Origin of the sequence: Polynucleobacter necessarius (genome assembly GCF_900095205.1) — a bacterium.
Taxonomy (GTDB): domain Bacteria; phylum Pseudomonadota; class Gammaproteobacteria; order Burkholderiales; family Burkholderiaceae; genus Polynucleobacter; species Polynucleobacter necessarius_E.
On record NZ_LT606951.1, the window covers coordinates 1,193,602 to 1,211,954 of the forward strand.

Consider the following 18,353-nt stretch of genomic DNA (forward strand, 5'->3'; position numbering starts at 1 on the left):
GTCTACATTTACGTTAAATAAAGACATCGCTTAGAGAGCAAACTCAATATCAAGCCCGTGCCCGTTCTTTTGGGAGGACTGTTGAGGGCCTCAGAAAACGTAGGACCAGGAGAAGTGGCAGCTAAACATCCACATACTTATCAGTTTTGCGTTTGGCAAGCCGAGAAACTGGGTATTCCGATTCGTTTTCCCGAGCATCATCCCTTTTTGACAGTGACTCCACAGCGACTCTTGGCTCAACAAAATGCTGACTGGGCCATGGTTGAGCGAGCCTTCGATTATGTTTGGATTGAAGGCAAAGACCCCAATCTTTCTTGGCCAGATTTTTGCGCTTACTTAGGTTTGCCAGCAGATACCCCCAAGCCTGATAGCCCTGATATCAAAGCTCTGCTCATTGCCAATACCAAGCAAGCTAGAGAGGACGGCGCATTTGGAGTGCCAGCGCTGATCGTCAAACAACACTGCTTTTGGGGGCTCGACACTATAGATTGGACCCTAGATTATCTAGCCAGGCCCCAGATGTTTGAAGAGGCTTCCTATGCCTATGCCGCCAATGTTCCAAATGGTCTACTCTAAACAGATCAACCAAAATACCTCATCAGCAGTATTGGGCAATACAATCTTCAAAAGATCATGTTTTTAATCAATTAAGGAGTTCTTATGCATCAGTTTTTTGCCAGCCTTATTTTAGCGGTCGGTTTTTTAGCAAGCCAATCTGCGATGGCAGGACCTAAAGTTGAATTTAAAACGACGATGGGTAATTTCGTAGTAGAGCTGGATGATGTCAAAGCACCGAAGACTTCAGCTAACTTTTTAAACTATGTAAAAAGTGGTTTTTATAACGGCACTATTTTCCATCGCGTGATTGATGGCTTCATGATTCAGGGTGGCGGCTTCACGCCAGACCTCAACCAAAAGCCAACCGATCCACCTGTAGTATCTGAAGCGCAAAACGGTTTAAAGAATAATCGCTACACCATTGCGATGGCTCGTACATCCGATCCAGATTCTGCCACCTCTCAGTTTTTCATTAACGTGAATGACAATGCTGCTTTGGACTATCCAAATTCGATGGGTAATGGCTATACCGTATTTGGAAAAGTCATCTCTGGCACACAAACAATTGATGCGATTCGCAAAGTGCCAACGATGGTTGCTCCAGCGCCGCGTATGGGCAGACTAGCCGATGTACCTTCTAAGACTGTCACCATTGAATCAGCAACAATCCTGAAGTAATTTAAAAGTACCTGGTAAGCCGCGATGATTCTGCTCGACGATGCACAAAGCACCGCGGCTTCACCGACTAGTCGTCTTTACGAAAATCCTCTGTACTATTGGTGCATTCTTCCAAGTGGTAATAGAGAAGAAGATTTAGCGACGGCTCAACATTGTCTGCAAGAGATATCGACTGCACTAGCTAGAGGTGAATTTGTTGTCACTGCCTTTGCTATAGAGCACGCACATCATTATCTTTTATCGCAGTCCCCAGAGCTTTTTATCGCACGCGAGGGTGATACCTTAAGAGCCATGCCTATGAAGGGCACTGCTAGCGCCTTATCAGCTATTGCTAGCACCCTCTCCGATGATCCAAAAAATCAAGCTGAGAATGTGATGATCGTTGACTTGCTTCGCAATGATCTTAGTCGCATCTCTTTACCTGGTACCGTTTCCGTTCCTCATTTATTTGAAGTTGCACGTCATGGCAATGTCTTACAAATGACATCGACTGTACAAGGTCAAATCAAACCTGAAACCACCCTCTTTGATATTTTGAATGCCGTGTTTCCCTGTGGCTCTGTTACGGGCGCACCTAAGAAACGCGGCATGGAAATCATTCGAAAACTTGAGTCAGAGGATCGCGGTTATTACTGTGGCGCATTGGGCTGGCTTGATCCAAGCGGCAATTTTGCCTTTAGCGTCCCCATTCGCGCTGTTGAAGTTACTCGAGATCATCACTCACATACATCGCAGTTCACACTGGGTGTAGGCGCCGGAATTACGAATGACTCAGATGCGAAGCAGGAATGGCAAGAATGTCGCATTAAGTCAGCTTTTCTCATGGAGCTTTCCTAGCGGTATTGGCCTGTTTGAAACTATTGCTATAGTCAAAGGCATGCCGCAGCGATTAAATGATCATCTGCAGCGCATTAATTAGCGCTTCTGCCGCTGTCTTCAATATTAGGTTTGACCTTACAGTGGCTGTAAATATGATTACGAGTTCATGTCAATCACTGGATCATTCACTTTCCTATCGTTTACGACTAGACCTCTCTCCTCAAGGCGAGCTCTCCGTTACAACAGGAATACTCGAGCCAATAAACAATGAAGTGAAAATATTCTGGGCCAAAGATATCCTAGCGGGCGAAGTCAGCATGTTCTCCGGCAATGCCCTTACTAAGCCACAAAATTAGCAACCGACTTCTTTATGACCAAGCATGGTAGAAAGCTGAGCAACTGGGTGGTTTTAATGCGATATTCGTCAATGAAAAAGGTTTCGTTACCGAGGGCGGTAGAACTAGCATTTTTATTAAACCTCAAGGTAGCGCTGATTGGCTTACGCCTCCAGTTTCAGCCGGTCTATTGCCTGGCGTAATGCGCGCAGCTTTGCTGAACAACCCCCAACTGAATGCCCGTGAAGCTGACCTGAGTATTCATGACATTTCCACTGTAGAAGAGATTATCCTTAGCAATGCCCTATGCGTGGCCATTAAAGCCTGCTTTTAGAAAGTCAGAATGAAGTATTGCCCCAACTGCGCCTCCCCACTCACCATCAAAATTCCGGTAGATGATTCTCGTGAGCGCCATGTCTGCGAAGCCTGTGGCAGCATTCATTATCAAAATCCACGTAACGTAGTTGGCAGCATTCCGGTATATGGCAAGCAAGTGCTTTTGTGTCGTCGAGCTATTGAACCCCGTCATAGTTTTTGGACCTTACCTGCTGGTTTTATGGAATTGGGCGAAAGCACTGGCCATGGAGCTGCGCGAGAAACGCTTGAGGAAGCCGGTGCAATTGTGGAAATCGGCCCCCTCTATTCTTTGCTCAATGTTCCACACGCCGAGCAAGTGCATTTGTTTTATTTAGCCACCATGACAGCGGCGGAGTTTTCTGCGGGCGAAGAAAGCTTAGAAGTAGCTCTCTTTTATGAACATGAGATCCCTTGGAGTGAATTGGCTTTTCCAACAGTCAAACAAACCCTTGAATGGTTTTTTGCAGACCGCGCTGCAGGTCTTTTGGATTCGAATACACAATTTCATGTACGCAGTCGTGACATCCTGCCTTCAGAAAGAACTTAAGAGGTCAATATGGGGCAGATTGCTTGGCTAGGGCCTCACAACCCTTTTCCAAACCCTCTCATCGAGACAGACCCCGATCCTAGCGTACCCGGCCTCATTGCAGTGAGTGAACGCATCTACCCTGGGCAACTCGCCCGCGCATACCAATCCGGAATTTTTCCTTGGTATTCAGAAAATCAACCTGTCCTCTGGTGGTCGCCAGACCCTAGGATGGTATTAAAACCATCTGCATTTAAATGTAGCGATTCATTGCGAAAAATGATTCGCCTCTTTTGTCAAAATACAAACTCTCAAATAGCAGTAGATGCAGATTTTGGTGCAGTGATTCGCTCATGTGCTACCAGTAATCGCAAGGATCAAGATGGCACGTGGATTACTCACGAAATTATGGATGCTTATGCCGATCTGCATGAGCGTGGCAATGCCCATAGTATTGCTGTTATAGAAGATGGGCAAATGACTGGGGGCTTATATTGCGTTGCTTTTGGAGGGATGGTCTTTGGCGAGTCTATGTTTAGCCGCAAAACCAATGCCTCCAAAATTGCCTTGGCTGCTCTGAGTGCCTGGTGCCTACAAAACGAGATCTCCATGATTGACTGCCAGCAAGAAACCGCGCACCTTCTCTCCTTAGGAGTCGCTCCAATCACCCGTCAAGCTTTTTTAGAGCAACTGCAAATATCCTTAAATTAAACTAAGATTGAGCAATCCTTGGGATTTTAATAAAACAATCTTGCAATACTGGTTATGACTCAACTCAAAGAACTTTCTCTAACCGCACTGCAGTTTTATGCAACCGCCCCTTATGCTTGTAGCTACCTACCCAATAAAACAGCTCGCTCACAAGTGGCTACGCCATCTCATCTGATACATGCGGACGTATATAACGATTTATTAAATGCAGGTTTTAGACGAAGTGGTTTATACACCTATCGCCCCTATTGCTATGAATGCAGGGCCTGTATTGCTACACGCATCCTCGTTAATCAATTTACGCCGACACGCAGTCAGCGACGTGCACAAAAAAAGCATGCGGGACTAGAAGCATCTATGCTCCATCTGGGTTACCAAGAAGAGCACTACCAACTCTACCAACGCTACCAGACAGAACGACATGCCGGTGGCGATATGGATAGTGATGATCAAGACCAGTATATGCAGTTCTTATTACAAAGTCGGGTGAACTCCCGTATTGTGGAGTTTCGGGACGGACCACACGACCCTCACCCTGGTCGCCTACGGATGGTCAGCATGATAGATATTTTGGAGCAAGGTATCTCATCTGTGTACACCTTTTACGACACTTCCAATCCAAGCGCCGGCTTTGGCAACTACAGCATTCTTTGGCAGATCGAACAAGCGCGTGTTTTAGGCTTACCTTACCTTTACCTTGGTTACTACATCAAGGAAAGCGAGAAGATGTCGTACAAGGTGAAATATCAGCCTATGGAAGGTTTGATTGACGATCATTGGCAAACGCTCTCTGAGCCATAATATCTATCTATGATCGATAGCTACTCCCTTTTGCGCCCTTGGCTTTTTTGTCTAGACCCAGAAAAGGCACATCACCTCACCCTCACCAATTTGGACCGTGCTCAACGCTGGGGATTATTGGATCACATGGTGAGCAAGCCTATTCAAGATCCACATACACTCTGCGGAATTGAGTTTCCAAATCCTGTCGGGCTTGCTGCCGGGTTAGATAAAGATGGCAAACATATTGACGCACTTGCTGCACTAGGTTTTGGCTTTTTAGAAATTGGTACTGTCACACCTCGCCCACAGCCTGGAAATCCAAAGCCGCGAATGTTTCGCCTTCCTCAGGCGCAAGCGCTTATCAATCGCATGGGTTTTAATAATGATGGTGTCGAAGCATGTGTCAATCGAGTTCGCCAATCCCAGTTTTGGCAAAGCGGCGGTGTACTTGGTTTAAACATTGGTAAAACTGCCAGCACCCCTATTGAGGAAGCCTCAAAGGATTACATCTTTGCGATGGAAGCAGTCTATGAGATTGCCAGCTACATCACCGTTAATATTTCCTCGCCAAACACTAAAAATCTTCGCGACTTACATGGCGAAGAAATGCTTCGTGAACTACTAGGCAGCCTAGATCAAGAAAGAAAGTCTTTATCTGACCGTCACGGAGTCCGCAAACCGCTGTTTCTGAAAATTGCGCCGGACTTAGATCATGACGATATTCATTTAATTGCAGATCTGATGCTCGAGTTTGGCATGGATGCTGTTATTGCAACGAATACCACTATCTCGCGTGAAGCAGCACAAGGAATGGAACACTCTAGTGAAGCCGGTGGATTATCAGGCGCTCCAGTAAGAGAGGCTTCTAATAGGGTGATTAAGGCCTTAAAAGCTAGGGTGGGAGATCAACTGCCCATCATTGGCGTAGGTGGCATTCTGACGGGCGCCGATGCCAGAGAAAAGATCATGGATGGGGCCAGCTTAGTGCAACTCTATAGTGGCTTAATTTACAGCGGACCAGACCTGATCAATGAGTGTGCCCGCGCCCTTAGACAAGCCTAGCAATCCTCCCCTCAAATTGCTGCGTGCTTTTTGTTGTTGATTTTGTAAAATCAGATTTCATAATATGCAATTTCACATGAAATCGCTACAATGCAAGCTATGAGCACCGACAAAGTCATCAAAACACCTAAAGCAACTGGCGAGGTTGGCAAAACTGCCATTCAGGTAGTCGAGCGCATGATGAATCTGTTGGACGCCCTTGCTGAACAAGAAGAATCCAGCAGTCTGAAGAACTTAGCAGAAATGACTGGTTTGCACCTTTCTACTGCTCATCGCATTTTGAATGACATGGTTGCCTGCAGGCTCGTTGAGCGTGGCGACGGCGGTACTTATCGTCTCGGCCTAAAACTCCTTGAACTTGGCAACCTCGTTAAAGCGCGTTTATCGGTACGTGAAGCTGCTCAACTGCCTATGCGCACCTTGCATAAGTTGACCGGCGAAACCGTCAATCTCTCCGTCCGTCAGGGCGATGAGATTGTGTATGTAGATCGTGCCTATAGCGAACGCTCTGGCATGCAGATCGTTCGCGCACCATTGCATCTCACCTCGGTTGGGAAACTTTTTCTAGCGAGTGATGATCTAAGTCAAGTACGCGCTTATGTAACCCGCACTGGCTTATCAGGGCACACTCGTAACAGCATTACTGAATTAGGCAAGCTAGAAACTGAACTCAATCAGGTTCGCAAAGTGGGTAGCGCCCGCGATGATGAAGAGTTAAAGCTCGGTGTTAGTTGTTTGGCTGCAGCCATTCTGGATGACACCGGAAAATTGGTGGCAGGCCTTTCATTGAGCGCCCCAACTGATCGCATTCAGGCGGACTGGCTTCGCGCCCTACAAGAAACTGCTTTGCAAATATCCAAAGGAATGGGCTTTAAACCCAAATCCTCCGAGCCAGGCACGATCGCCTAGCCTTACATCAAGCGACGAATTGGCTGTGCCCCAGAAGGCATACGCTCATACCAGTCACGAACTCTTACAGCATCAGCAAAACGCGATTGCGTCCCCACTGAATCCAAGAAGACCAGCAACAATGGCGTGTTATTCACTCGCGCTTGCATCACCAAGCATTTGCCAGCAGCATTAATAAAGCCCGTTTTTTGCAGTCCAATGTTCATATCACCAGAGCGCACCAAACGATTGGTATTTAAAAACCTTTGTGGACGCTTAGCAATTACCATTGTCAGATCTGGCCATGTAGAAAACTCACGAATCATTTTGTATTGATAGGCCGCATTTAACATGCGAGTCAAATCTTCAGCAGTGGCAACGTTTTCACTCATCAGACCAGTGGGGTCAGCAAAACGAGAATGGTCCATACCAAGGTCTCTTGCTTTGCGATTCATGGCATCTACAAATGCCGGAATACCACCTGGATAATTTCTGCCAAGGGTATATGCGGCGCGGTTCTCAGAGGACATCAGCGCCAGTAGCAATGCCTCTTCTCTAGTCAGCGCAGTTCCTTCAGCCAATCGAGAATGCCGATATATATGCGCATCGTCAGCATTAATGACGACGGTTTCATCCATAGGTAACTTAGAGTCTAGGACTACCATCGCAGTCATGAGCTTAGCAATGGAGGCAATCGGCAAACTGACTGAAGGGTTCTTTTCAAAATACACTTCCTTAGTATCTTGATTAACTACCATCGCTACGCTTGATTTCAGACTGAGTTCATCATGCTGACCACGCAAACCCAGAGCAGTAGCTAGAGATGGTCTAGCAGGCACAACAGGTTCAGCTGAACGCGTTACTGTCACGCGCACGGATTTGGGCTTCTTAGCTACCTTAACGTTTGTTTTTGCCACTACCGCTTTGGTAGTTGCTTTAGCTGTTTGCTTATCTTTGCTGGCAGCGATAGCAGAAGCATTCACCACAGCACCAACAGCAAAAAATACTACCGAAACAAAGAGCCAAATTCGATTCAAACGCATCCCAGAACACCTTCCAAAACATTCAACATACGGAATGATAATTAATTTCCTGAGGCTTCAGCGATTTATTCGCGCCATCATGAAAATTTATCCCACTGACAACATATCGCCTAATGCTCAACTACTCCGCAATGGTTGCAACCGTGTTCGTTTGACGCGCACTGGCCAACACTACGCCCGTCATCGTTAAACAGAGGCCAAGAGCCATCATGAGCGTGAACGGCTCATCAAAAACAGTAGCCAAGCCATTAAAGCAGTAGTCGGTGGTGTTAAGTAGAGCAAGCTCGTCACTTTAGTAGCCGCACCTTTACACGAATCATCATAAATAACAAACTGATTGATCCAATCGATAGAGGAAAGATCGCCCATAACAATGCACCAACAACCGAGGCGTTCCAAACCATCTCTCCTGACTCAAACAAATACATGCACACAAAACAAAGCACTGCAGAAACGCCAAACAGAATGGATAATCCAGCACGTAAATCGAATACAGGGCAGTATTTCTTTTGATAAAGCGTGCCAAACGTAATAGAAAGCAGTGCGATAAATGCCAATATGTAACTTACGAGAGGAATATGGTCAAAACCAATCTTTTCAGTCACTACCAAGGCAACCCCTGCAAAACCAAATGCCAAACCAATCCATTTTCGCGGCGTCACTTTTTCAGAGATCCAGGCGGCGAACTACAGGCAGTCACAATAGGTTGTAATCCCACAATGATGGCAGCCAAGCCCGCCCCCATCCCTAGCCTGACTGCAAACCACACGCCGAGTAAGTAACCAAACTGCATCAACATCCCAGCAACCGCAATATGCTTGATTTGCGGCCAGTTGGGCCAAGTAATTTTCAAACTAGGCTTAGAACTGTCATCGCCACTAAAACACCTGAAAAGCGCCAAAATAAGAAGGTTGCCGGCTCTACATAAGGCATTGCTAAACGAGCGATCACAAAACCAGTACTCCAAATGAGAACAAAAATGGGTGCAATAGCTTTATCGAGCGTTAGCTTCATTAGTAACTTACTGAAAATATTGAGAATTTTTTAAATTAACCTGTGATTTTAAGCTCTTTTCTGAAGCCTACCCACTTTACAGAAGCTATAGAACATATGTTGCGTTGCAACATATGTTCTATAATTTAGCGAAGGGGGGTACATTAGATGTAAGCCCAAAGACAAATTCGAGACAAACTAAACGGAAAGAGATTGAAATGAACTTAACTCCTGAACAACTCGCAGCTGCACAAAAAGCCAACTTAGAGACCTTGAGTGGATTAACCAATCAAGCATTGAAAAATTGGTTGAACTGAATATGCCTATTGCTAAGCAAAGCTTAAGCGATAGTATGAATAGCGCTAAAAAAGCATTAGAAGTAAAAGACATTCAACAATTACTCGCCCACCAAGCTGAAACTGTTCAGCCAATGGCAGAAAAAATTATGGCTTACAGTCGCCATCTTTATGAATTGGCCCACGAAACTCAAAACAGTTTTACTAAGTTGGCTGAGCAAGAAGAAGTAATGTAATTTTTTACAATACCCCTGCATAAAAAAGCCCCGAATCATCTGGGCTTTTTCTTTAGTCCTCACTAAAACTTCAGAGGGCTTTTATACCCTCCTCGTTGTTTATAATTTCTTTTTCACTGGTGGCAAATCTGTACAGTGACCATGCGCTGCTTCAGCAGCAAGACCCACTGACTCGCCAAGTGTTGGATGAGGATGTATCGTTTTACCAATATCAACCGCATCAGCACCCATTTCAATTGCGAGGCACACTTCACCGATTAAATCACCGGCGCGCGTCCCTACAATACCGCCACCAATAATGCGATGGGTAGTGGCATCAAAAATGAGTTTAGTGAAACCTTCATCCCGTCCATTAGCAATTGCACGTCCACTAGCAGCCCATGGGAATAAACCCTTCTCATAAGCGATGCCTTGTACTTTGCACTGTTCTTCAGTCAAACCAGTCCACGCTACCTCTGGATCAGTGTAAGCAACTGATGGGATTTGTTTCGCATCGAAGTAAGATTTTTCACCAGCAGCAGCTTCAGCGGCCACATGTCCTTCGTGTACTGCTTTATGCGCCAGCATTGGTTGACCCACCAAGTCGCCAATGGCAAAAATATTAAGAACATTGGTGCGCATCTGTTTATCAACGGGAATAAAACCGCTTTCATCCACCTGTACACCAGCCTTACCTGCATCAATCTTCTTACCATTTGGAGTGCGGCCTACTGCAACCAATACCAAATCATAAGTTTGCAGCTCCGCAGGTGCATTCTCACCTTCAAAGGTCACTTGAATGCCATCTGGCTTTACTTCTGCGTTGGCGGCACGTGTCTTGAGCATGACTTTCTCAAAACGTCCGGCATTGAACTTTTCCCAGACTTTTTCTAAGTCACGATCAGCACCAGCCATGAGACCATCCATCATCTCTGCAATATCAATCCGTGATCCGAGCGTGCTATAGACCGTAGCCATCTCTAGACCAATGATGCCGCCGCCAATCACTAGCATACGTTTTGGAATACTCTTGAGCAACAAGGCTCCCGCACTATCCACAATCCGAGGATCTTCTGGCAAGAATGGCAATTTCACCGGCTGACTGCCAGCGGCAATAATCGCCTTCTGAAAGCGCACTACTTCTTTTTTCCCAGTCAAATCCTGGCCAGTGCCTTCGGTTAATTCAACTTCAACATGATTTGCATCTAGGAATTTTCCAAGACCACGAACTACTTTTACCTTACGAGCCTTTGCCATCCCAGCGAGGCCGCCAGTTAACTTAGCCATGACAGATTCTTTGTATCCGCGTAATTGATCGATCTCGATCTTTGGAGCACCAAAAGTGATGCCATGCTTGGCCATTGTTTTCACTTCATCCATGACTGAAGTAGTGTGTAGCAAAGCTTTTGATGGAATACAACCTACGTTCAAGCAGACCCCACCTAAAGTTGGATAGCGCTCTACTAGAACGGTACTCATACCAAGGTCTGCGCTACGGAATGCGGCACTATAACCACCAGGACCGGCGCCAAGCACCAACATCTCGCACTCGTGATCCACTTTACCCTTGTGCTGCCCTGCTACAGGAGCAGGGGGTGGTATAGATGAAGCTGGGGCTGCAGCTAGTGGTGCTGGAGCCGCCTTAGCAACTGGCGCAGCTGCGCTTGCTTCTATCTCCAGAATCAAAGAACCTTTACTAACCTTATCGCCCAACTTAACTGCAATACTAGTCACTGTGCCAGCAGCATCTGCAGGCACCTCTATGGTTGCCTTATCTGATTCGAGCACCAACAAAGGCTGCTCTTTTTCAATTACATCTCCAACTTTAACCAGCACCTCAATCACTGGCACATCGGAGTAGTCGCCAATATCTGGAACAAGGATCGTTTGCTTAGCCATAGACCTCCCTTACAGACTAGCGCGACGGAAGTCGGCTAAAAGCTGAGCGATGTACACATTAAAACGTGTCGCTAGGGCACCATCAATCACGCGATGATCAGCGGAGAGCGATAGCGGGCAAATCAAGCGAGGTACAAATTGCTTACCATCCCAGACTGGTTTCATAGCTGCTTTGCTCACACCTAAGATAGCAACTTCAGGTGCATTCATGATCGGTGAGAAATACGTTCCACCAATACCACCCAATGAAGAAATCGTAAAGCTAGCACCTTGCATTTGATCCGGTTTTAACTTCCCATCACGAGCAAGAGCTGCAAGATCTGAAGTTTCCTTAGCCAACTCAAAGATACCTTTTTTATCAGCATCTTTAATCACTGGCACCACGAGTCCGGTTGGAGTATCAGCTGCAAATCCAATATTGAAATACTTCTTCAATATCAAATCGTCACCATCTAAGGAGCTATTAAATTCTGGATACTTCTTCAGAGCAGCCGCTGCGGCTTTCATTAAGAAAGCGAGCATCGTAATCTTGACGCCCTTCTTCTCATTCTCTTTATTAGTCAGCACACGGAAAGCTTCTAAGTCCGTAATATCAGCATCCTCGTGATACGTCACCGCTGGGATCATGACCCAGTTACGACCCAAATTGGCCGCTGTGAGTTTCTTGATACGATTCAATGGTTGACGTTCAATTTCACCAAACTTTGTGAAATCCACTTTTGGCCATGGAATCAAATTGAGACCACCCAAGCTACCGCCACTAGAAGCAGCAGCAGGACTGCCGGCACCACCACTCATTGCCGCCTTTACAAATGCTTGCACATCTTCTTGAGTAATGCGACCTTTAGGACCTGAGCCCTTGACTTGACCAATCGTCACACCAAGTTCGCGTGCAAACTTCCGCACCGATGGACTTGCATGGCTCACTGCTGCATCTACTGCAGGCGGTGTATTGCTAATAGGAGGTGGTGCCGGTGCTCTGGAAATCGGAGGTTCAACTGTCTTTGCTGCTGGAGCAGCTGATACAGCAGGAGCAGCCACAGGTACGGATGCAGGTGCACCAGATACCCCACCTTCCATGACCACAACCACGGAGCCTTCAGAGAGGTTGTCACCAACCTTAACTTTGACTTCCTTCACCACACCAGAGTGTGATGATGGAACATCCATGGTGGCTTTATCAGATTCGAGAACAACCAGTGATTGTCCTTTTTCAACAGTATCGCCTACTTTCACCAAAACTTCAATGACTGGAACATCTTTGTAATCGCCAATGTCCGGGACTATGATTTCAATTATTTGACTCATATTCTTTTTCTCTTATCAAACCGTCATTGGATTTGGTTTAGTGGTATCAATTCCATATTTCTGAATTGCTTCGGCTAACTTAGAACGATCAAGCTGACCAGAATCCACCAATGATCTCAATGCTGTCAATACAACCCAACGACGATCAACCTCAAAGAAGTCACGGAGTTTTTCACGGGTATCAGAACGACCAAATCCATCGGTTCCCAAGACTTCATAGCGACGACCCATATGCTGAATAGCCGGACGAATTTGTTCAGCAAATAAGCGGACATAGTCGGTTGCAGCAATCACAGGACCAGCAGTATCTTTCAGACACTTCTCAACATGAGAGAGAACTGGTGTAGCAGTTGGATTCAATAAATTGCTACGGTGCACCGCAGTCCAATCACGACCAAGCTCAGTAAAGCTTGGGCAACCCCATAGGTCAGAAGCAACGCCCCAGTCTTTATGGAGGAGTTCAGCAGCTTCAATCACTTCACGGAAGATAGTTCCTGAACCCAATAGCTGAACGCGGAGTTTTGCATTGTCATCGCCAACTGACTTAAGCTTATACATCCCTTTAATAATGTCTTGCTCAGCACCCTTAGGCATTGCGGGATGAGCATAGTTCTCATTCATCAAGGTAATGTAGTAGTAGACGTCTTCCTGAACTTCCAACATACGACGCATACCATCCTGAATCACTACCGCCAATTCAAAGGAGAATGTTGGGTCGTAGCTGATGCAGTTAGGAACCGCACCGCTCCAGAGATGGCTATGACCATCTTCGTGTTGCAAGCCCTCACCGTTCAAGGTCGTTCTACCAGCCGTACCACCGAGCAAGAAGCCACGGCTACGCATATCTCCTGCTGCCCAAGCTAAGTCACCAATACGTTGGAAACCAAACATGGAGTAGAAAATATAGAAAGGCAACATCGGTACGCCATGCGTAGAGTAAGAGGTTGCAGCAGCGATCCAGTCGCACATACCACCGGCTTCGTTAATACCTTCTTGCAGAATCTGACCAGTCTTATCCTCTTTGTAGAACATCAATTGATCATGATCTTCTGGCGTATATAACTGACCCAACTGATTCCAAATACCTAGTTGACGGAACATCCCTTCCATACCAAAGGTACGAGACTCATCTGGAACAATCGGAACCACCCGCTTACCCAAAACCTTATCGCGCACCACTGTATTGAGCATGCGCACAAATGCCATTGTGGTAGAAATCTCTCGGCCTTCGGTAGTAGCTTCCAGCAATGGAGCAAAAACATCTAAGGCTGGAACAGGCAAGCTCTCGGCCTTCATGCGACGCTGAGGTAAGTAGCCGCCCAATTCATTGCGACGCGCCTTCATATATTCAAGTTCAGGGCTACCATCTGCAAATTTCACTAAAGGCATTTCTTCCAGCTGATCATCCTTAACCGGAATCTCAAAACGACCACGGAATCGACGCACGTCATCAGCATTCATCTTCTTAGCTTGGTGAGCAATGTTCATCGCCTCACCCGATCCACCCATACCGTAACCTTTAATGGTGTGTGCCAAGATGACTGTTGGTTGATCTTTATGATTGACTGCTGCGTGGAATGCTGCAAAAACCTTGTGCGGATCATGACCGCCGCGGTTTAATTGCCAAATCTCATCATCACTCCAGTCACTCACTAAGGCTTTTAATTCAGGGGTGTTGAAAACAATCTCGCGAACATAAGCACCATTCTTAGACTTCATCGTCTGATATTGGCCGTCAACGATTTCGCCAAGGCGTTGCATCAAGATGCCTTTTTTATCACGCGCAAAAAGGGCATCCCATTGGCCACCCCAAACTACTTTGATCACATTCCAGCCAGCGCCGCGGAATTCGCTTTCTAGCTCTTGAATAATTTTTCCGTTACCACGTACCGGCCCATCCAATCGTTGCAAGTTACAGTTGATAACAAAAATCAAGTTATCCAGTTTCTCGCGACCAGCCATACCAATGGCACCCAATGACTCTGGTTCGTCGGTTTCGCCGTCGCCTAAGAAGGCCCAAACTTTTCGACCTTGTTCCTGAATAAAGCCACGGTCTGTTAAATACTTCATAAAGCGGGCTTGGTAAATCGCCATGATAGGACCAAGACCCATAGAAACCGTTGGGAACTGCCAGAAATCAGGCATCAACCATGGATGCGGATAGCTAGAAATCCCTTTACCTCCAACCTCTTGACGGAAGTTATCTAACTGGGTGTCCTCAAGACGCCCCAACATATATGCTCGCGCATACACACCTGGTGCAGAGTGCCCTTGCACAAATATCAAGTCGCCATCGTGCTCTGGCGATGGTGCGTGCCAGAAATGATTGAAGCCAACGTCATATAAAGTTGCAGCTGACTGAAAAGATGAAATATGTCCACCAACGTTGGTATCTTTATTGGCGCGCAGAACCATCGCCATGGCATTCCAGCGGGTGTATGAACGAATGCGATGCTCAACATTCTGGTCACCCGGTAAACGCGCCTGATTCTCCACTGGAATCGTGTTGATGTAAGGCGTTTCAGCATGGAATGGTTGCACTACGCCATTAACGCGTGCATGAGAAATTTGTTGATCAATCAGATAGGCAGCTCTTTCAGGACCTTCGTTATGAATGACGCCATCGAGCGCTTGTAACCATTCCTGAGTCTCCCCCGGATCGGCATCCTGGGCATTCTGTTTACCTAACACTTGATCTGGAACTGCTGCCATCATTTGTCCCCATTAAAATTTGTCATCAACTCTATAGGCAACATTCTAGGAAGGTATGTGGGTGTAAACAAGCAATTTTCTACATAATGATAATATTTATCATTATGTGGGATTTTATTGCACTGCAAATAAGACTTTAAAAACAAGCTCAAAATCGATTTCCAATGCGCCAAATAGAGGGCAAAATGATTGATATTCATGAAATTAACGCCCTTTGCTAGCTTAGTCCTCTCAGCCCCTTTAGATGGTTCCGCAAAATTCGCGGATTTAGGCTGGTTTACACCCCACCGCTTACTACAATTGTTCTCTTCACGGCAGTCATGGGCATTATTTTAGGGACGCTGCATCTTCAAGAAAAGAATCAACAAGAAGCCGCCTTGTTTAGAGAACTCTCTCCTTTGCCAAGCAAAGAATTCAAGCGCGCTTCGTAAATAACCTAGAAGCCTTAACCACAATCAATCGAGAAGTAGCCGCTAGTGAAGATCAGATCAAGTTAAGGCAGATTGCTCGGGAACAAGCGGAAGATATTGTTCTTAACAATCATGAAATTGTCAGAATTGTTTGGCTCAACGCACAAAATCAGAAGCAGTGGATAGCCCCTGTTGAAAGTGAAAAAACAGACTGGGTTAGTAGAACCCAAAATAATCAACTGATTCATTTAAATCTTATATCAAGAGTCTGAATCAGAAGAAGTGCAATTGAGCGATGGCAGCAACAAATGGTTCGAAGTGAGACGACGTTTTATTCCGTGGGTAGATGGCCATCTTGCACAACTACTATATCACTACCCGCAAAGAAGCAGATGATTTAGCGCTCCAACAACAAGAGCGCATGCAATTCACTAGTCGTCTTACTACGATGGGTGAAATGGCATCCTCTCTAGCGCATGAGTTAAATCAACCACTCTCTGCTATCTCCAATTACTGTATGGGGGTTGCCACAAGCGCCTAGACGGCAATCTCGATCCAGTGCTAACCAAAGAAATTTTGCCGGCTTTAGAAGCCTCGGAACAGGCGCATCGCGCCGGGCCACCATCATTCAACGCATTCGGGGTTTTGTAAAACGCAGTGAACCGCAACGCAAAGCTTCTTGCATCACTGAAATCATTAACGACGCTGTTGGATTAGTGGAGATTGAGGCGCACCGCCATCGCCTCAGCATCGCTTCTCATATCGCAGAAAATCTGCCAGTAGTCAATTTAGATCCGGCTTTAATCTTGCAAGTCATTGTGAATCTTCTAAAAAATGCCCTAGATAGCGTACGGGAGGCATACCCCCTCTCTTCTCGCTGGTCAGCACCAGCCGTGAAAATAAACGCAGATCTCGATACCAGCATCTTTCCAGTAATGCTCAGAATCCAGGTTACCGATACGGGCGGAGGAATCCCTGAAAGCGTGCTAGAGTGGACGTTTGAGAGCCGTTTTTTAGTACAAAATCCGATGGTATGGGTATGGGACTCAATATTTGCCGCTCTATATCGAGTCTCGCCATGGCAGGCTTTGGGCCACGAACGTGACGGACTCAGAACAGACCAAGCTGGCTGGCTGCACCTTTACAATACTCTTACCCTTAGGAATCGCCAGAATCTAAGGTCGATAATTAACACCAAATTTAAAGCTTTATCTTGCGAGAACTGATATGAACTTAAGCGCTACAGCAAAACCCAATCAAGCCGAAGTTGTCTATGTGGTAGATGATGATGAAGCGGTAAGAGATTCGCTCACCTGGCTTCTTGAGAGTAATGGCTATGTTGTTCGTTGCCATGCAAGCGCTGAACGTTTTTTACAGTCCTTACAAAGTACCGATAAATCCACCATCTCATGCGTAATTTTAGATGTGCGTATGCCGGGCATGTCTGGTCTTGAATTACAAGAACGCCTCACTAGCGAAAATCTACCCATGCCTGTCGCCTTTATCACTGGTCACGGCGATGTCTCGATGGCAGTTTCCACAATGAAGCGTAGTGCAGTCGATTTCATTGAAAAGCCTTTTAAAGAGAATGCTCTATGCGGATTAGTAGATCGCATGCTTGCTAAAGCTCGCGTTGTTTACTTGCAAGCAAGCCAAAGAAAAATTACCCAAGGTTTATTCAGCAAGTTAATTGGTCGCGAGCGTCAAGTGTTGGAACGAATTGTTGCCGGGGCCGCTTAAATAAACAAATTGCTGATGATCTTGGCATCTCTATTAAAACTGTAGAAGCGCACCGCGCCAACATCATGGAAAAGCTCAACGTGAATACAGCGGCCGATCTCCTGCGCTTAGCCTTATCAGACCCACAGCCTAATTAATCACTGAATTTATCAATGCCAGCTCAATTATTAGACGGAAACGCCCTTTCTAAGAAATTACGCACCGAGATCGCTGCCCGTGGCGCCATTGTGACTGCTAAAGGTACCCGACCTGGGTTAGCAGTCATTGTGGTTGGAGACGATCCAGCTAGCCAAGTCTATGCGCGTAATAAAGTGAAAGCTTGTGAAGACGTTGGTTTTCACTCCGTCTTAGAGCGCTACTCCGCCGAACTTGGCGAGGGAGAATTGCTGGCTCGTATTGCCACTCTCAATGCTGACCCAGCGATTCATGGGATCTTGGTGCAACTACCATTGCCAGAACACATTGCTTCTGAGCGCGTTCTAGAAGCAATCGCACCTGAAAAGGATGTTGATGGCTTTCACGTTGCCAATGCAGGCGCCCTCATGGTTGGTCAGCCCGAGTTCAAACCTTGTACACCTTACGGCTGCATGAAAATCCTTGAGAGCATTGACTACCCAATTCGTGGTGCTCGTGCTGTTATTGTCGGCGCTTCCAATATTGTGGGCAAACCAATGGCAATGCTTCTCTTGCAAGCTGGCGCAACCGTCACTATCTGTAATAGTAAAACTCGAGACTTAGCTCACCATACAAAAGATGCTGATATTTTGGTCGTGGCAACAGGCAAGCCCAAAATGATCTCCGATGACATGGTCAAAAATGGCGCTGCAGTGATTGACGTAGGCATCAACCGCCTGCCCGATGGCAAACTTTGCGGTGATGTCGACTTTGATGCTGCCAAGTATGTCGCTGGCTGGATCACCCCGGTCCCAGGTGGAGTTGGCCCGGTGACCATCACTATGCTCCTAATGAACACCTTAGAAGCTGCTGAAAAGGCTGCCAAGCATTAAGGATTTGACTGGG

17 protein-coding genes and 3 pseudogenes are annotated in these 18,353 nt (G+C 46.4%); 15 read left to right on the plus strand and 5 right to left on the minus strand.

All coding sequences use genetic code 11. The features are described from left to right. Positions 1-48 precede the first annotated feature (48 nt). From DXE37_RS06600 to DXE37_RS06635, 10 genes are all read left to right on the plus strand, one after another. Positions 49-576 (plus strand): DsbA family protein, encoded by a 528-nt coding sequence (locus tag DXE37_RS06600; RefSeq protein WP_269460354.1) that lies wholly within the window; start codon positions 49-51, stop codon positions 574-576. An 84-nt stretch (positions 577-660) separates the two neighbouring features. Beyond that, the gene (locus DXE37_RS06605; RefSeq protein WP_114636958.1) at positions 661-1,236 is read left to right on the plus strand and encodes a peptidylprolyl isomerase; all 576 of its coding nucleotides are present in this window, start codon (positions 661-663) and stop codon (positions 1,234-1,236) included. Between the two features lie 24 nt (positions 1,237-1,260). Beyond that, entirely contained in the window at positions 1,261-2,073 is an 813-nt protein-coding gene (locus DXE37_RS11510) for a chorismate-binding protein (RefSeq protein ID WP_197713132.1), read from the plus strand. A 134-nt stretch (positions 2,074-2,207) separates the two neighbouring features. Beyond that, positions 2,208-2,411, plus strand: a complete 204-nt coding sequence (locus DXE37_RS11515; protein ID WP_197713133.1) for a hypothetical protein — start codon at positions 2,208-2,210, stop codon at positions 2,409-2,411. A 43-nt stretch (positions 2,412-2,454) separates the two neighbouring features. Further along, positions 2,455-2,724 (plus strand): aminotransferase class IV, encoded by a 270-nt coding sequence (locus tag DXE37_RS14350; RefSeq protein ID WP_197713221.1) that lies wholly within the window; start codon positions 2,455-2,457, stop codon positions 2,722-2,724. 9 nt (positions 2,725-2,733) lie between these two features. Then, complete coding sequence (locus tag DXE37_RS06615) at positions 2,734-3,294, plus strand: NUDIX hydrolase (protein WP_114636959.1); 561 nt, start codon at positions 2,734-2,736, stop codon at positions 3,292-3,294. A 9-nt stretch (positions 3,295-3,303) separates the two neighbouring features. Beyond that, positions 3,304-3,984: a leucyl/phenylalanyl-tRNA--protein transferase gene (gene aat / locus DXE37_RS06620; RefSeq protein WP_114636960.1), complete on the plus strand. Its 681-nt coding sequence runs from the start codon at positions 3,304-3,306 to the stop codon at positions 3,982-3,984. A 54-nt stretch (positions 3,985-4,038) separates the two neighbouring features. Further along, entirely contained in the window at positions 4,039-4,785 is a 747-nt protein-coding gene (locus tag DXE37_RS06625) for an arginyltransferase (protein ID WP_114636961.1), read from the plus strand. 9 nt (positions 4,786-4,794) lie between these two features. Beyond that, positions 4,795-5,829, plus strand: coding sequence for a quinone-dependent dihydroorotate dehydrogenase (locus DXE37_RS06630; RefSeq protein WP_114636962.1), 1,035 nt, complete (start codon positions 4,795-4,797; stop codon positions 5,827-5,829). A 90-nt stretch (positions 5,830-5,919) separates the two neighbouring features. Beyond that, positions 5,920-6,738 (plus strand): IclR family transcriptional regulator, encoded by an 819-nt coding sequence (locus DXE37_RS06635; protein ID WP_114636963.1) that lies wholly within the window; start codon positions 5,920-5,922, stop codon positions 6,736-6,738. A 2-nt stretch (positions 6,739-6,740) separates the two neighbouring features. Here DXE37_RS06635 and DXE37_RS06640 read toward each other — a convergent pair whose 3' ends face one another. Continuing rightward, a complete protein-coding gene (locus DXE37_RS06640) occupies positions 6,741-7,760 on the minus strand; it encodes a serine hydrolase (protein WP_114636964.1) in 1,020 nt (339 codons plus the stop codon). A gap of 121 nt (positions 7,761-7,881) precedes the next feature. Beyond that, positions 7,882-8,774, minus strand: a pseudogene (locus tag DXE37_RS14355) (DMT family transporter). A gap of 197 nt (positions 8,775-8,971) precedes the next feature. Here DXE37_RS14355 and DXE37_RS06650 point away from each other — a divergent pair. Then, positions 8,972-9,273, plus strand: a pseudogene (locus DXE37_RS06650) (phasin family protein); the annotation flags it as partial. A gap of 111 nt (positions 9,274-9,384) precedes the next feature. On the opposite strand, the gene lpdA reads toward DXE37_RS06650, so the two are convergent. The 3 genes from lpdA to aceE are packed head-to-tail and all read right to left on the minus strand — an operon-like array spanning position 9,385 to position 15,183. Next, positions 9,385-11,163 carry a dihydrolipoyl dehydrogenase gene (lpdA, locus tag DXE37_RS06655; RefSeq protein WP_114636965.1) on the minus strand — a complete coding sequence of 593 codons (1,779 nt, stop codon included), beginning with the start codon at positions 11,161-11,163 and terminating at the stop codon, positions 9,385-9,387. A 9-nt stretch (positions 11,164-11,172) separates the two neighbouring features. Then, entirely contained in the window at positions 11,173-12,471 is a 1,299-nt protein-coding gene (gene aceF, locus DXE37_RS06660; RefSeq protein ID WP_114636966.1) for a dihydrolipoyllysine-residue acetyltransferase, read from the minus strand. Between the two features lie 15 nt (positions 12,472-12,486). Next, complete coding sequence (gene aceE, locus DXE37_RS06665; protein ID WP_114637560.1) at positions 12,487-15,183, minus strand: pyruvate dehydrogenase (acetyl-transferring), homodimeric type; 2,697 nt, start codon at positions 15,181-15,183, stop codon at positions 12,487-12,489. Between the two features lie 765 nt (positions 15,184-15,948). Here aceE and DXE37_RS06670 point away from each other — a divergent pair. From DXE37_RS06670 to folD, 4 genes and pseudogenes are all read left to right on the plus strand, one after another. Continuing rightward, positions 15,949-16,134, plus strand: coding sequence for a hypothetical protein (locus tag DXE37_RS06670; protein WP_162786211.1), 186 nt, complete (start codon positions 15,949-15,951; stop codon positions 16,132-16,134). Then, positions 16,118-16,819: an ATP-binding protein gene (locus DXE37_RS06675; RefSeq protein ID WP_162786212.1), complete on the plus strand. Its 702-nt coding sequence runs from the start codon at positions 16,118-16,120 to the stop codon at positions 16,817-16,819. The genes DXE37_RS06670 and DXE37_RS06675 overlap by 17 nt, the downstream gene beginning before the upstream one ends. A 1-nt stretch (position 16,820) precedes the next feature. Next, positions 16,821-17,470, plus strand: a pseudogene (locus tag DXE37_RS06680) (response regulator transcription factor). 15 nt (positions 17,471-17,485) lie between these two features. After that, positions 17,486-18,340: a bifunctional methylenetetrahydrofolate dehydrogenase/methenyltetrahydrofolate cyclohydrolase FolD gene (gene folD, locus DXE37_RS06685; protein ID WP_114636969.1), complete on the plus strand. Its 855-nt coding sequence runs from the start codon at positions 17,486-17,488 to the stop codon at positions 18,338-18,340. The last annotated feature ends 13 nt before the right edge of the window (positions 18,341-18,353 follow it).